Source organism: Priestia sp. BR_2 (assembly GCF_041954005.1).
In the GTDB taxonomy this organism is placed as follows: domain Bacteria; phylum Bacillota; class Bacilli; order Paenibacillales; family Paenibacillaceae; genus Paenibacillus_AQ; species Paenibacillus_AQ lautus_A.
On sequence record NZ_JAVFHM010000218.1, the window covers coordinates 183,329 to 197,382 of the forward strand.

14 protein-coding genes are annotated in these 14,054 nt (G+C 52.3%); 2 read left to right on the plus strand and 12 right to left on the minus strand.

The features are described from left to right. The 3 genes from RB298_RS16425 to RB298_RS16435 all read right to left on the minus strand — a co-directional run bounded on the left by RB298_RS16425 (position 1) and on the right by RB298_RS16435 (position 2,680). Positions 1-747: a phytanoyl-CoA dioxygenase family protein gene (locus tag RB298_RS16425; protein WP_012818926.1), complete on the minus strand. Its 747-nt coding sequence runs from the start codon at positions 745-747 to the stop codon at positions 1-3. Between the two features lie 77 nt (positions 748-824). Continuing rightward, entirely contained in the window at positions 825-1,703 is an 879-nt protein-coding gene (locus RB298_RS16430; protein ID WP_486047602.1) for an AraC family transcriptional regulator, read from the minus strand. A gap of 68 nt (positions 1,704-1,771) precedes the next feature. Beyond that, on the minus strand, positions 1,772-2,680 hold the full coding sequence (locus tag RB298_RS16435) for a LysR family transcriptional regulator (protein ID WP_486047603.1): 909 nt from the start codon (positions 2,678-2,680) through the stop codon (positions 1,772-1,774). A 130-nt stretch (positions 2,681-2,810) separates the two neighbouring features. On the opposite strand from RB298_RS16435, the gene RB298_RS16440 reads away from it, so the two are divergent. Then, the gene (locus RB298_RS16440; RefSeq protein WP_486047656.1) at positions 2,811-4,283 is read left to right on the plus strand and encodes a carboxylesterase/lipase family protein; all 1,473 of its coding nucleotides are present in this window, start codon (positions 2,811-2,813) and stop codon (positions 4,281-4,283) included. Continuing rightward, the gene (locus RB298_RS16445) at positions 4,283-5,050 is read left to right on the plus strand and encodes a sulfite exporter TauE/SafE family protein (RefSeq protein WP_012818922.1); all 768 of its coding nucleotides are present in this window, start codon (positions 4,283-4,285) and stop codon (positions 5,048-5,050) included. Before RB298_RS16440 ends, RB298_RS16445 begins: the two co-directional genes overlap by 1 nt. Before the next feature lie 144 nt (positions 5,051-5,194). Here RB298_RS16445 and RB298_RS16450 read toward each other — a convergent pair whose 3' ends face one another. The 9 genes from RB298_RS16450 to RB298_RS16490 all read right to left on the minus strand — a co-directional run bounded on the left by RB298_RS16450 (position 5,195) and on the right by RB298_RS16490 (position 14,052). Further along, positions 5,195-6,409: a TraB/GumN family protein gene (locus RB298_RS16450; RefSeq protein WP_486047604.1), complete on the minus strand. Its 1,215-nt coding sequence runs from the start codon at positions 6,407-6,409 to the stop codon at positions 5,195-5,197. Between the two features lie 162 nt (positions 6,410-6,571). After that, on the minus strand, positions 6,572-7,876 hold the full coding sequence (locus RB298_RS16455) for an ABC transporter permease (RefSeq protein ID WP_096777086.1): 1,305 nt from the start codon (positions 7,874-7,876) through the stop codon (positions 6,572-6,574). After that, the gene (locus RB298_RS16460) at positions 7,869-8,771 is read right to left on the minus strand and encodes an ABC transporter ATP-binding protein (protein ID WP_041621923.1); all 903 of its coding nucleotides are present in this window, start codon (positions 8,769-8,771) and stop codon (positions 7,869-7,871) included. Before RB298_RS16460 ends, RB298_RS16455 begins: the two co-directional genes overlap by 8 nt. Positions 8,772-8,793: 22 nt before the next feature. Continuing rightward, positions 8,794-9,696 carry an ABC transporter ATP-binding protein gene (locus RB298_RS16465; protein ID WP_012818918.1) on the minus strand — a complete coding sequence of 301 codons (903 nt, stop codon included), beginning with the start codon at positions 9,694-9,696 and terminating at the stop codon, positions 8,794-8,796. Positions 9,697-9,702: 6 nt separating this feature from the next. Beyond that, positions 9,703-10,104, minus strand: coding sequence for a GntR family transcriptional regulator (locus RB298_RS16470; protein ID WP_036664513.1), 402 nt, complete (start codon positions 10,102-10,104; stop codon positions 9,703-9,705). Positions 10,105-10,178: 74 nt separating this feature from the next. Beyond that, entirely contained in the window at positions 10,179-10,904 is a 726-nt protein-coding gene (locus tag RB298_RS16475; RefSeq protein WP_096777087.1) for a hypothetical protein, read from the minus strand. 1,326 nt (positions 10,905-12,230) lie between these two features. Then, positions 12,231-12,695 (minus strand): DUF420 domain-containing protein, encoded by a 465-nt coding sequence (locus RB298_RS16480; protein WP_096777089.1) that lies wholly within the window; start codon positions 12,693-12,695, stop codon positions 12,231-12,233. Between the two features lie 24 nt (positions 12,696-12,719). Continuing rightward, positions 12,720-13,628: a cytochrome c oxidase assembly factor CtaG gene (ctaG, locus tag RB298_RS16485; protein ID WP_012818914.1), complete on the minus strand. Its 909-nt coding sequence runs from the start codon at positions 13,626-13,628 to the stop codon at positions 12,720-12,722. 100 nt (positions 13,629-13,728) lie between these two features. Next, positions 13,729-14,052, minus strand: a complete 324-nt coding sequence (locus RB298_RS16490; protein WP_012818913.1) for a cytochrome C oxidase subunit IV family protein — start codon at positions 14,050-14,052, stop codon at positions 13,729-13,731. Positions 14,053-14,054 lie beyond the last annotated feature (2 nt).

The following is a 14,054-nucleotide window of genomic DNA, read 5'->3' on the forward strand; positions in this document are numbered from 1 at the left end:
TTATTCGTTGACGAATTTCGTTCCGGCGATGTTCTTTCCGCGGGCCAGCCACACCTTAAAACCGGGATTCTTATCCGGATAAACCAGCGCGTCCGTCGAGAAATACCGCATGGTGTACCCGCAGCGCCGGTACGGGCTTGTATTCGGCGCCGCGCCATGAATGATGCGCGAATCGTGAAGCGAGCATTCCCCTGGCTCTAGTTCGAAATAAACCGCCCGGGACTCATCAACCGAGCCGCTCTTGATTTGGGTGTCGAACAAATTCTTTGTCCCGTCCACCTCCTCATAGTCTGAGAACCCGCTATGATGCGTGCCCGGAATGACGCGCATGCATCCATTCTCCTTCCAGCTGCGGTCGATCGCCAGCCATACGGTGATAATCTTATCGAAGCTGCTTAATCTTCCGTTCCAGTACGCCGAATCCTCATGCCAAGGCGTAGCGCGTCCGACATGCGGATCTTTGCAGATAAAATGGCTCGACCACAGCCCGATATTCGGCCCGATGATCGGTTCGACCAGATCAAGCACCTCATCGGCCAATAGGAAATCCAGCAGCCTTTCGTCACGGAAATGCGGCGTATCCAGTTCGTCCGATAGCTTGCTGCCCTTCTCCTCCAGCTGTTCTTCAAAGATTGAGGTCAGTACCTGCATTTTTTCGGCGCTAAAGAGCGGTTTCCGGTATAGGTAATACCCGTTCTCCTTATAAAACTCAACTTCCTGCTTCGAAAGCGCTTGCGTTGTCATCATCATAACCTCCAGTCAAGTAAGGATTTCACGAACTGAGGCCATTATATCCCGGACGGTGACACCATACTGCGCATTCGTTAGGAAAAATACTGCATATCTTCGGCTATCCCTGCATGATGGCGGTACTGCCTGGGGGACATCCCTTTTCGCTGACGAAACACCCTCTCAAAATGCCCTAACGTATTGAAGCCGGAGGCGTAACAAATTTCGGTGACGGGCAGCGAGGAAGCCCGAAGCAGCGATTCGGCAAATTGCATTCTGACATTTTGCAGGTAACGCTGAAAGGACTGTCCCACGGACTTCGAGAAACACTCGCTGAAATACGTTGCCGAGTATTGGGCCTGTGCGGCGGCATCTTCCAATCTCAAATCTTCCCGGAAGTGGTGGTGAATGTAGATCAAGGCCCTTTGCAGGTTTACGTTGAGCTGCCGATTCCCGGGCCCGTTCGTGGGCAAAGCGCGGTTTGCGGTACTGCCCCGATGCAGATCCACCAACAGCCGCTGAAGCGTAGCCCGAATCGCGATCTCGCTGCCTTCGCGCCAAGCTCCGGTTTCTACCCTCATCCGTTCATAATCGGCGAATATCTGCCGGTGCTGCATCTCCTCGAGCTGTGCATGCAGCACCAGCTTGCCTCCGAACAACCAGTGATACAGGTTATCCTCCATCATGGCCTCGGTAAAAATGACATTGTATATTTCAAGAGGCTTGTCTTCCACGGACACCAGTTCATGGAAGTCGGCCGGCGTCAGCAGGAAGAGGGTTCCGGAAGACAGCGGATACGCGGAGCCGTTGAGCCTATGCTCCCCTTCTCCCCCAACTACATAACTCAGCTCGTAAAATTCATGCCAATGCAGCGGAATCGTCCCCGGATGAATGCCGTGAAATACTTGAACAGGCGCGCGAGGCTGCAATTGGTAATCCTCATTAGTTAGCCTGGGAGGCTGTTTGGTTTCCACTTGTGACGCTCCTTTTCGCTTTCGAATTCACTAAAATCTCACGCCGGAGGCGGTCAGGTCGGTACCGGCTAGAGCTCTCCCCGAGCCATGTTCTGCCGGTGCGATTCGGCCAGCCGAGCAAAGTACCGAATGGCGAAATCCCGGAACAGCACCGCCGTCTGCATAAGGTATCGGTCCTTGGGCCAAGACAAGGAAATCGAGCGCTTGCACCAGCTTTCTTCGAGCCTCAGCTGGACGACATCGGGCCCGGTTGATCCGCCCCATGTCACGACCGGCAGGAAGGCGACGCCCTGACCCGCTCGAATGAGACCGCGGACGGTGGCGGGGTCGTCGCTCTCGAATCGGATGCGGGGGGTAAAGCCGGCAAGACGGCAGAACGCATCGGTCGTTTCGCGCAGCGATTTGCCCGGAGGCAGCGTAATGAAGCTCTCTTCCTTAAGCTCCCGCAAGCTGACCCGATCTCGATCCGCAAGCGGATGGTCGGCGGGTACCGCAACCACGATCTCCTCTTCGAGCAAGCACACCGAGGTCGTTCCCTTCGGCGGCTCTGCGCCATCGGACAGGCATAAATCGAAGCTCGGCATCCCTACGGATGACAAAACGTGCTGCTGCAATTGGAACTCGGCATTCGGGCATTCTTTGCGAAAATCGGCCAATAGATCCGGCAGCAAATGCGAGGAGACTCGCACATCGAGCGTGATGGCGGCGGAGGTGCTGCCGCTGGCATCCTGCAGCTGCAGCCTTCCGTCCTCCAGCGCCTGCAGCGCAATATCCACTTGATGGAGAAACAGCTTGCCATGCTCGTTCAGACGTATGGATTTGCGTTCCCGCTCGAACAGCTTGGTTCCCAGCTCGGTTTCTAGCGATGCGATCATTTTGCTTAATGCCGGCTGCGATATATGAAGGCTATGGGCTGCTTTCGTCATGTGCTGCATTCGGGCAGCAGTCTGAAAATATTTTAATTGCAACAGTTCCATCTCATTCCAACTTTCTTTGATACATAACTCATCAGTTATCATTTATATAATCTAATATATATTAGGGCTCATCATAGAAACAAGATATAATAATCTCATCTTGTAAGGATAGGAGACGGTCAACTTGATCGTGCAAACATTATCAGGCACAGTGGAAGGCGCCGATTTAAACGGCGTGCATGTATTCCGGGGCATCCCCTATGCTGCCGCACCTGTAGGCAATCGCAGATTCAAGCCTCCGGCCCCTCCGCTCGCTTGGACGGGCGTAAGGCCGTGCAAGCAATTCGGGCCGATCGCCCCCCAGCAGCATCAGCCGAACCTGAACGTGCCCGGACTTGCACAGTCCGAGGATTGCCTAAACTTAAATGTGTGGACAACGGGCGTCAGTGAGAAATTAAAACCGGTCATGGTTTATATCCATGGCGGCGGGTTCGTGTCGGGGAACGGAGCGGAGTGCGATGGATCCCGTTACGCAGCAGAGGATGGGATCGTCTACGTATCGATCAATTATCGGCTGGGCGCGTTAGGTTTTTTGTATTTGGGAGACCTGCTCGGCAACGGGTATGAAACCTCCGGAAACCATGGCATGCTTGATATCGCGGCTGCCCTCCGGTGGGTTCGGTTGAATATTGCCGCTTTTGGCGGCGACCCGTCGCGGGTAACCGTCATCGGCAATTCTGCCGGGGCCAAATGTACCGCCACCCTTTACGTGATGGAAGCGGCACAGGGCTTATTTCACCGGGCCATTGCCCAAAGCGGCGCAACGCAGTCGATACGGGATTGCCAAACCGCCAATGTCACGACTCTTAGGCTGCTTGAAGAGCTGGGGTTACCGCAAGCACAGGCGCATCAGCTGCTTGAACTTCCTGCCGAGAGAATCATCGAAGCGCAGTCGGCGATCGGCTCCGACACCTCGCGCAGCCTGCATATGTTCGGCCCGGTTGCCGACGGCCATGTCATTCCGTTGGATCCACTGGCGAGTCTGGCCGGGAACGCCGGCCTCCCGCCGCTGCTGATCGGCACGAATGAGAATGAAGCGGCTATTTTTATCCATAACGATCCGGCGCTTCAGTGCCCGGCTTTCGAGACGCTCGAACGTTTCTTCGGAGAGAATGCCGCTGTGGCGTGGAATGCTTATGCTTGTTATGAGCAATCGATGGCTTCGGGTGAAGCGTGGAGCAAAGCATTGACCGAACATCTCTATACGATCGGAGCGATGCAGTTTGCAGAAGCCGTGGCATCGTCAGGAACTCCTGTATGGATGTATCGGCTCCAATGCGGCGGCTCGCTCGGCGCGATACACGGGTATGAAGGCAGTCTCATCGGCGCAGCATTCAACCGAAATGTGATGCCCGCTGAATGGCACTCCAATGAGGATCCCTATTCCGTAGCCGCCGAGAGCTATGCGCTGGCACGCGCCATGCGGGAAGCATGGGTCGCATTCGTACAAAGCGGAGAGCCGAATATTCGTGCGTTGCCGGCTTGGCCCGTCTATGGGAGCGGGCACCCTACCATGGTACTGGACCAAAACAGCTGCGTTCGAGAGGACCTGCCGGTTCCCGCCGGAATCGGCGTGCCCCATCAGGTTTGGAGGATGGCCTGATGTTGTTGATCCAGATCGCCCTCGTTATGGTGCTGCTCGGACTACTCCTCGGTTTCGTGGGCGCAGGCGGATCGGGTTTTATCATCTCCATCCTGACGGTTGTATTCGGTTATCCCATCCATACCGCGCTGGGTACCGCACTGGCGGCGATGTTCTTCTCGTCGCTTTCCGGTTCGGTCAGCCATTATCGGGAAGGGAATATGGTGCTGAGAACGGGTGCCGTCGTCGGCTTAGCCGGTGCGGCGGGGGCGTGGGTCAGCTCAGGCTGGTCCTCGCTGATTCCCGAGGATCAACTGGGCTTTATGACATCCGGGATGCTCTTCGCCTCCGGACTGGCCTTATGGTTCAGGATGATGTACGTCTCCCGGCGGTCCAAGGCTTCCGAGGTCTCGGCTCCACCGGTTGTCCAGGGTTTCCGATACTGGCTGCAGGCGCTGCTCATCGGACTGATCACCGGTGCCTTATCGGGTTTGTTCGGAATCGGCTCCACCCCGTTCATCCAGATCGGGCTCATGCTTGTCCTCGGCATGTCGATGCGCTTTGCCGCCGGCACGACCATGCTGGTCATCATGCCGATTGCGCTGGCCGGAGGCGCCGGATACTTCTCGATCGGATACCTGGATGTTCAACTGCTCGCCGCCGTTGTGGTCGGGACGATGTCCGGCTCGTACGTCGGAGCAAAATTTACGAAGCGCGTACCCGTTGTCTGGCTGAAAACCTGCATGGTCCTTACCCCAATGATCGGCGCTGCCATATTGCTGCTGTAAGGGCTGTTCGAACAGCTTCTAGTTATTTAATAATAAAATACGGAAACAACAAAAAACCTTCCAATGATCGTCATTCGATCATTGGAAGGTTTTCGCTTTTTGAATGTTAGAATCGAGTCATAATTCGCAAGCGATGGCTTTTATCTATTTACGAACGACGGTATAGCCTTTATCCTCAAGCAGCTTCACGATGCCATGCTCACCCAGATAGTGGGCTGCGCCAACCACGATGAAGTACTCTTCTTTTTTGCCGTTCTTCAGGTATCCGTCGATTTTCTCGGCCATGCCGATGTTTCGGTCAATCAGCATCGCTTTGTTGTATTCCTCATCAACGGCCATGCTGTTGGTGAACTCCAGCAGCGCCTCATCATTACCCGTCTTCCACATTTCAGCCAATTGCTCCACACCGTCATCCAGCACGTCGAAATTATCCAAGGCGATGTTGAGATTCTTTTCTTGCAGCTCTTTGGAGAAGCCATTAAACATGCCGAGCTGCAATTCATAGGATTCTAGCTCGATTACCGGAATTTTGCGCTCGATCGCTTTCTGGACGAAATACAGATCGATTCCAGCAGCGGCTTCGTAGCCAGCCTTCACCGCTTTCAAGCTGCTGATCGTGGTTTCCACTACCCATGGCTTGAATGCATCCAAGGCATTCGGCTTCATGCCGCTCTCCGTCAGGATTTTGCCTAGCTTGGCGTACGTCTCGCCGGACACATGATCCTTGAGCGCTGTTCCATCCTTATACATGCCCATATCCATGATCAGCTGCTGCTGCGCTTCGTCAGCGGCTTTGCTGACATCAACCTCGACGCCGAGATAATCTGCTTCGGCGAAGGCTTCCTCAAATTCCGGACGCAGCGGGTAGAAGCTGTCATCCGCGATATGCATGGAGCCCACCAGATACACAGTATTCCCATTGCTCTCTACTTCCCACATAAACCCGCGGCCGCCGGTCTGTGCGGTTTCCGTCGCCTTGGAAACCAGCAGAACGGTACGGGTTGCTGCATTCCATTTGACCTCATAGCCGGCTGCGTCCCCGACAACCCGAATGGGTGCATAGGTTACGCCATTGATTCGTTTCAGTTTGCCTTTCAGGGTAATGGTCTTACCGTCCACCACCGCAGTAATGGTGTCATCTGCAGCTCCCGTCAGCTTCACGTCCAAAGCCCGGAGCGTGCTTCTAAGCGGAACAAGCGTCGTGCCTTTTTCTATAACCGGTGTGCCAAGCGAATATTCGACAACTTGGTTATTCACTTTCACAGCCGGCTGCTGCGGCGCTGCCATGGCAGGCACTGACGTGGCGAGCAATCCCGCCGAAATCGTGAGAGACAAGAGCATGCGTTTCCAATTTTTCATGTATGTAAGCTCCTTTATGTTGGTGTGGTCTTATGCGGCAAAGAATAACCGTGCTGTACTCTACTTATTTTATGGGGTTATGTCCGCCATACCGATGTCGGTATGGCGCCCCCCTTTAACTCTACTTTTTGTTCCGGCAGCCCTAATACTACTTCCACTGCTTTACATCTTATAAGCCTTCATTGCTTTTCTGAGCTCTTTGAACGTAGGGCGTTTACCGTACATCAGGACACCGGTGCGATAGATTTTCGCAGCCAGCCAGCCGAAGACGAGAATGGCCGCGATCAGGATCGCCAGCGAGAGAAGAATCTCCCATACGGTAATGTCGCCTAGTCCGATCCGTACCAGAATCGTGGTCGGCGAGATGAACGGAATGTACGAGGACACCTTCATCAGCATCGAGTTTGGAGCGCTCAGGCTAAAAATCGCGATATAGAACGCCACCAGCGACAGCATCGTAATCGGCATGACCGCCTGCCCTAAATCCTCGGTACGGCTGACGATCGAACCAATGGCCGCATAAAGCATCGCATACAAGAAATAGCCAAGGATGTAGAAGATTAAACCGAACACCAGCAGCATCGGGTCAATCGCGCTCAGGTCGAGATTCATGTCCTTCAATGTATCCAGGTTGTGCGGAAGCATCAGGTTCACGGCGGCCACGATGCCGAATGCGGCGATCTGCGACAGACCCAACAGGAACATGCCGATGACCTTGCCAAACATTTGGCTCAGCGGAGATACGCTTGTAATCAAGATCTCCATAATACGGGAGCTCTTCTCTGTCGTCACTTCGGAGGCGATCATGTTCCCCGTACCCATCAAGGTGAAGAAGAACAGAATAATCAGAGCGTACACCACAATGTAGTTAATAACTTCGGAAGCCCCTTCCTTCTCATCCGAAGCCCCGTCTGCATTGCCAGACGGATTCGTGCTTATGCTGCGTGCGTCAATCTGAACCGGCATATTCAGTTCATTGATCTGGGCATCGGACAAATTGAGTCCTTCTACGATGCTGCGCGTCTTCGCCACCTGCAGCGCTGCTTGCAGATTGGATTGCAGTTCCGGGCTCATGGCCTCGTCTTCGGAGCTGTAGACCACGGTTGGGAACGTATTGCCATCTTGTGCTTCAAATTTCAAATAGCCTTCGATTACGCCGTCTTTAATGTCTTGATTCAGGGCAGCTTCATCTGCCGTTTCGTATTTGACGAATTCGTAGGAATTGGCGGGTAAGCTGCTCCAAGTGGTCTCCAATTGTTCGGCAAGCGTTTGTTCTTGTCCATATACCAGCCCGATGCGGGTGGTCTCGTCGGATCCAGCCTTATCCCCCGTAAACATTTGGATCAGAAAAGGAAGATTGATCCCGATCGTAATAATGAGTGCAAATATCAAGGTAGAAACGAGAAACGACTTCGTTCTTACTTTATTCATGAACGTAAATCGGATAACGGTCCACATATTATTCATTGGATTCACCTACCGCCTTTATGAAGATTTGATTGAGTGTCGGTTCCTTCACTTCAAACCGATGGATCGTGCTTTGCGACATGGCCGTATTCAAAATGTTCTGCGCTGCATCAACCTGACTGATTCGGATGGAGTAACCGTCCTCTGTCCGCTCCACCGCCGTTACGCCAGGCAGGGCTTCAAGACCCCGAACTTCACCGGACGTACCGAGCACCACCTCTTCACGAGGATACTTGGATTTGATATCCTTCAAATTCCCTTTTACCACCGTATTGGAGCGATGGAGAATCGTAATGTTTTTGCACAGTTCCTCAACGTGTTCCATCCGGTGAGTGGAGAACAGAATGCTCGTTCCTTTGTCTCGGAGTTCTTTTACCGTTGATTTCAGAAGTTCGACGTTAACCGGATCCAGTCCGCTGAAGGCTTCGTCGAGAATGAGAATCTGCGGGTCATGGACAACCGCTGCGATAAAGCCCATTTTTTGCTGATTACCCTTGGACAGCTCTTCGATCTTCTTGTCGTAATAGTCGGGAACTTCAAACCGTTCCAGCCAGTATTTCAAACTCTTATCCGCGTCTTTCGCGGACATGCCCCGCAGCTGAGCCAAGTAGGAAATTTGCTCGCTGACCTTCACTTTCGGGTATAACCCGCGCTCTTCCGGCAAGTAACCCATAATGTGACGCAGTTCCTTGTTGTACGGCTTTCCGTTGTACAGGATCGTTCCGTCATCCGGGTAGATCAGTCCAAGCACCATCCGCATGGTGGTTGTTTTGCCGGCGCCGTTCGCCCCGAGCAGCCCGTAGATTTCACCTTCCTCAACCTGAAGCGAAATCCGGTTTACTGCCGTTTTGTCTGCATAAATCTTAACTACATTGTCTAATTGCAATCGTTGCATCTCCTAAAAACCCCTCTCTATCCTAGTTCTGCACATTGGCAGGCATGTTTCCGTCAATCCATAATCGAAGCACTTCATCCAGCTCCAAGGAGCGGGTCTGAATAAACGGGATGCCTGCAGACTGCAGGATCTTCTCCACTTCCAAGCATTCCGTCGTTATAAAAGATATCGTGCTCGCTGTCTCTTGCTTGAAGCTCAGAATACCCGGCAGCTCCTTTACAATGGAGGCATCTCCCTGAATCCAGCATTCCCTCCAGTTGTCCAGCAGCGAATCCTTCTCCACCATGCCGAGCATCTTCCCGTGATGGATGAGAATGACATAGTCCGCCAGACGCCGGATTTCATCCACCACATGGGTGGAGAGCACGATGGTCGTATCCATGGACTTCATCACTTTGTGCAGCTGATCGATCATCAGCTTCCAAGCGAATGGATCCAGGCCCGAGGAAGGTTCATCCAGCAGCAGGAACTTGGGCCTTGGCGCCAGCGCAGCGGCGATCTCGAACTTGCGGCGTTCCCCCTTGGACATCTTGCGCAGTTTGACGCCCCGCGGGACATCGAACCGGGATAAAAGCTCATCGAAAAAATAACCGTCCCAATCGTCATACCAGGATGCGCGGAAGCTGGCCGCTTCATCCACCGTCATATGCTGTTCTTCTATGCTTAGCTGTTCAGGAACGAAGCCCATCTGTTTACGGATCGAGACCGGAAGCTCTCCCCGGTAAGACTCGCCGAACCAGGTGATTTCGCCTTCGTCCGGAAACACGGTCTGCATCATCATGTTCAGCAGCGTGCTTTTTCCCGAGCCGTTAGGTCCCACCAGGGCAACGATATATCCTTGGGGAATCGATAATTGGATCGGGCCGATGGTTTTCGTTCTTCGCCGTTTAATGACATTACGAAACTCAATAACATGCGGTTCCATGGAATGTTAGCGACCTCCTTTGGCGTCATATTTTTCCCGGACAACTTCCATGAACATCTCTTTCATCTCATCTTCATTGAATTGAACGGCAAGCCCTTTATCTACGGCATCCCTTAATGCCTCAATGACCGCATCGCGTTTATATTGTTCTCGGGCTTGGTCGCCGACGCCGGCAACAAAGGTTCCCGTGCCTTGCCTCGTTCGCAGCAATCCTTCATTCTCAAGATCCTGATACACCCTGCGCACCGTAATGACGCTACACTTCAGATCTCCGGCAAATTCCCTAATGGATGGCAATAACGTTCCCTCCTCGATTTGACCGCTAATAATGAGCGAGCGCAGCTGTGTTTCAATCTGGTGATATAAAGGCTCTGCGCTATTTTCATTGATCTGTATCAGAAGTCGCACCTTTTACCACCTCGCTTTTCTTTTGTGCATAAGCCCGTGCCATTGCATACCGTACGGATTCATCTTTAGGTCCTTCATGATAAATCCCTGGTCTGCTGCCGCGTGTAGGTTAACTTGCTCATAAGCAGCATGGACGCCAATCCCGCAATCAGCGAGCCCCACATCACCGGAGATAACAGGCTCCATTTCATGGCGGCGTTCGCTGCGAATTCGAATATGCTGTAACCCAGCAGGCTCAGTACAGCGATCAATCCCGAAAGGAGCAGACTCATAAGAACGGTATTCCTTAGATACACCTTGCCGCTGCACATATTTTCCCAGTAGATATAAGGTCCCGTTAATAAAAATCCAACCCCGACCCATGTCAGCATAAAGGCGATATAGCTTGGAATATCCATCACGCCTCTAAGGTGATTCCCGATAGCATAGATGATTCCGTAAAACACGATGCTGTTGATGGCAAAAGCGATCAGGGAATTAATGATCCGACTAACAAAAATTGCGGAAGCCGGCACCGGTATGCTCCGGTAGAAGTACAGCATTCGGGTGTATGAATCCTCGTTCAAATATTTGAAGGACTTCCGGTTAAATAAAAATCCTACAAAAGGAGCAAAAAGCACCATGATAAAATCGACAAACGGGTTATTGTATTCGTCTAGATGCTCGAACTGAACGTTTATGACGACGCTCGTGGCGAACCCCATGTACAGCATGAACAGTATGTTCCATATGATTTGGAGCTTATCGCTTGCGAAGTCTTTCTTTACGATCTTCATCGCATTATGGATAACCTGTTGCAATGCGTCTCACCCTTTCATTCCTTCATGTATTCATTTCGTTTTATTATCGCAGTCTGATCTCACTGTGCTTAGTGTGATTACTGTGCTCACTGTGTATATCTTTATACACAGTATATAGTGTGCATATAAACAGTGTCAATAGAATTTGTAAAATTTTATGATTATCCTGATTTCAACAGCGACCGGAATGGATACACTCCCCCTCCTCTGCCCACACAATACACACCGGCTGAGATAACCATCGGGTGTTCACTTCCCTGCTGCGGCTCAATCAACAGCTTCCCTGCTCAAGGGAGTGCAGCCGTGGAGGAGACCTGGCGTTCGCCTTTGAAACTGGGAAACTCCCCTTTCATCTCATCCTAGTTTCCTGGTATCAACAGCGACCGGAATGGATACACTCCCCTCCAATTCCCTCACAATACACCCGGCTGTGATAACCATCGGGTGTTCCCTTCCCTGCTGCGGCTCTCTCAAGGACATCCCTGCACCAGGGGAGTGTAGCCGTGGAGGAGACCTGGCGTTCGCCTTTGAAACCGGGAAACTCCCCTTTTCATCTCATCCTAAGTTTCCTGGTTTCAACAGCGACCGGAACGGATACACTCCCCCTCTTCTGCCCTCACACTCTCTAAACAGCTGTCAGAGGTTTTCTGTCGGGTGTCACCATCCCTGTGCCGGCGATTAATTCAAGGACTTCCCTGCACCAGGGGAGTGCAGCCGTGGAGGAGACCTGGCGTTCGCCTTTGAAACCGGGAAACTCCCCTTTTTATCTCATCCTAAGTTTCCTGGTTTCAACAGCGACCGGAACGGATACACTCCACCATCCCCGCCCTCACACTCTCTAAACAGCCGTCAGAGGTTTTCTGCCGGGTGTCACCATCCCTGTGCTGGCGGCTCACTCAACAGCATCCCTGCACCAGGGGAGTGCAGCCGTGGAGGAGACCTGGCGTTCGCCTTTGAAACCGGGAAACCACCTTTTCATCTCATCCTAAGTTTCCTGGTTTCAACAGCGACAGGAACGGATACACTCCCCTCCTCTGCCCACACAATACACACCGGCTGAGATAACCATCGGGTGTTCACTTCCCTGCTGCGGCTCAATCAACAGCTTCCCTGCTCAAGGGGAGTGCAGCCGTGGAGGAGACCTGGCGTTCGCCTTTGAAACCGGGAAACAACCACTTCATCTCATCCTACGTTTCCTGGTTTCAACAGCGACCGGAACGGATACACTCCCCCACCCCCCGCCTTCAAATTGCTCTTGAATAATGAACCGCCCTGCCCAAAACAAAAAACACCCGCCAGATTTCTCTGACGGGTGTTCTCCTCCAATTACATTCCAAATATGACTTTCCATACAGGCTGGGTATGCCCGCCCGGGTACAACAGGTACAACAAGGTATACACGGCAACGCCGGTGATGGCCGTAAAGAACCAGATGATCGACGTAACCTTGCCCCACTTGCGGTGTTTGGAGAACTTCTCCTTGAAGCCGAGGACCAGCGTCGTGATCCCGAACACAGCGGCTACGGTAGCCAGTACAATGTGGAAGATCAGGAATACCTGGTAATACGGCTTCAGGTCATCAGGTCCGCCCCATGACGTGTTGCCGATGAATACGGTCCGCGAGGAATAGATGATAAAGAAGATGACAGCTGCGATGGCCGCCCAGATCATCACTTTCTTGTGGGCCTCGCGTTTCCCTTTAATGATAAGTCCCCAGCCAATCGCCACCAGCACGGCGCTGATGACGATGAACGTTGTACTGACCGTGGGAAATATAAAAAACCAATCCATATGGATCCCCCTTCAATAATCCTGTTACGCCTGATTGAGTTTACCTGGAGGAATCTCGCCAGGCAAAGGATCGTCTTCCTGATTTTCTCGTTTGTACCAGTGAAAGAACACATAGGCCAGCATCGAGGCAAAAATGATTTCCTGGAAAAACTTCATGATGATCCCGCCCACTCGCTGGTCAATCGCGGGCTCCAGGTAGCCGAAGAACTCCGGCCCGCCGAACTGGCTGAGCAACGCGGAGGTATCGCCGGCAACGCAATAGCCCATCGCCTTCGCCCATACCACTGGATCGCTATAAGTTGCGTACATCGGTTCGCTTGAGAAAATAATGAGCCCGCATGCCGGTGTCAGCAAGACCATGTTCAGAAAGATGTACCCCATCTTCATAAGCCCTGACGACTTGTCCTTCTCCGGAATCGGTTTAATGATGGCCCACCACATCAGCAGCGAGGCGATAAACAGGATCAAGTAATACAGACGGTGCACCCAGAAGTTTAACATGACAAAGTCATGGATGACCGGGATGTGATAAAACGAAAACAAGCCGTTAAACAGAACCGCGGCAACAATCGGACGCGCAAGGAAACCGAGCTTCTTAAACGGATTGACCTTGTCGAAGGCGCGCCACATCCAAACAGGAATACCCAGAATCAAGAGCGGCACTGCCATTAGATAGGACATGGCCATACTGACCATATGAAACGAGAACATTGTATGCCCGAGCAGTTCAATAGGTCCACCTTGTGCGAGATAGAACGTTAGCATACCGCCTACAAACAGTGTTTTCCTTCCTGCGGAAACCGGAGCACTCCCTTCAAATCGACTGCTTAGCGGCCCGGTCAACAGGAAGTAGCCTGCCGTAACGAGCAGCATAAATGCCAGGAACAAGGGACTCCATTTATCTGCAAAACTAAAATATTCTAAGCCCAGCATGCAAAAACCTCCCCTAAACGGGTTAAATTCTGTCGAAATTGTGACACCTTCCTACGACTTAAAAAAAGAGGGGGCTGAAGTAGCCCACCTCTTTTTCATTTTACCACCAAACCCAGAACAGTGCCATGACAATACAGGTACTAGCTACGAAGAAGCCGCCAATCATGAACAGGATTGGCATCAGATGCCCTTTGTCCTTCAAGTGCATCCAGTAACCCATTTGCACGAACACCTGCAACACAGCCATAACCAGCAAAAGGATGATCGTAAATGCTGTGTTGATGCCTCCGGCTGCGACAGCCGCAAAAGCAATCGCAGTCAAGACGATGGAGAAAATAAAGACGACAATGTGTTTCTCAGGACCTTCCACACGATGGCGGTGTTTCACAGTAGGCCCCTCATTGGATTGTTGATTCGCAGTCATTC

What these genes read in the sequence shown, in the direction of transcription:
- RB298_RS16425 (WP_012818926.1), bottom strand. Translation starts at nt 747, where the DNA reads ATGATGACAACGCAAGCGCTTTCGAAGCAGGAAGTTGAGTTTTATAAG.
- RB298_RS16435 (WP_486047603.1), bottom strand. Translation starts at nt 2,680, where the DNA reads ATGGAACTGTTGCAATTAAAATATTTTCAGACTGCTGCCCGAATGCAG.
- RB298_RS16445 (WP_012818922.1), top strand. Translation starts at nt 4,283, where the DNA reads ATGTTGTTGATCCAGATCGCCCTCGTTATGGTGCTGCTCGGACTACTC.
- RB298_RS16450 (WP_486047604.1), bottom strand. Translation starts at nt 6,409, where the DNA reads ATGAAAAATTGGAAACGCATGCTCTTGTCTCTCACGATTTCGGCGGGA.
- RB298_RS16455 (WP_096777086.1), bottom strand. Translation starts at nt 7,876, where the DNA reads ATGAATAATATGTGGACCGTTATCCGATTTACGTTCATGAATAAAGTA.
- RB298_RS16460 (WP_041621923.1), bottom strand. Translation starts at nt 8,771, where the DNA reads ATGCAACGATTGCAATTAGACAATGTAGTTAAGATTTATGCAGACAAA.
- RB298_RS16465 (WP_012818918.1), bottom strand. Translation starts at nt 9,696, where the DNA reads ATGGAACCGCATGTTATTGAGTTTCGTAATGTCATTAAACGGCGAAGA.
- RB298_RS16480 (WP_096777089.1), bottom strand. Translation starts at nt 12,695, where the DNA reads ATGGATTGGTTTTTTATATTTCCCACGGTCAGTACAACGTTCATCGTC.
- ctaG (WP_012818914.1), bottom strand. Translation starts at nt 13,628, where the DNA reads ATGCTGGGCTTAGAATATTTTAGTTTTGCAGATAAATGGAGTCCCTTG.
- RB298_RS16490 (WP_012818913.1), bottom strand. Translation starts at nt 14,052, where the DNA reads ATGACTGCGAATCAACAATCCAATGAGGGGCCTACTGTGAAACACCGC.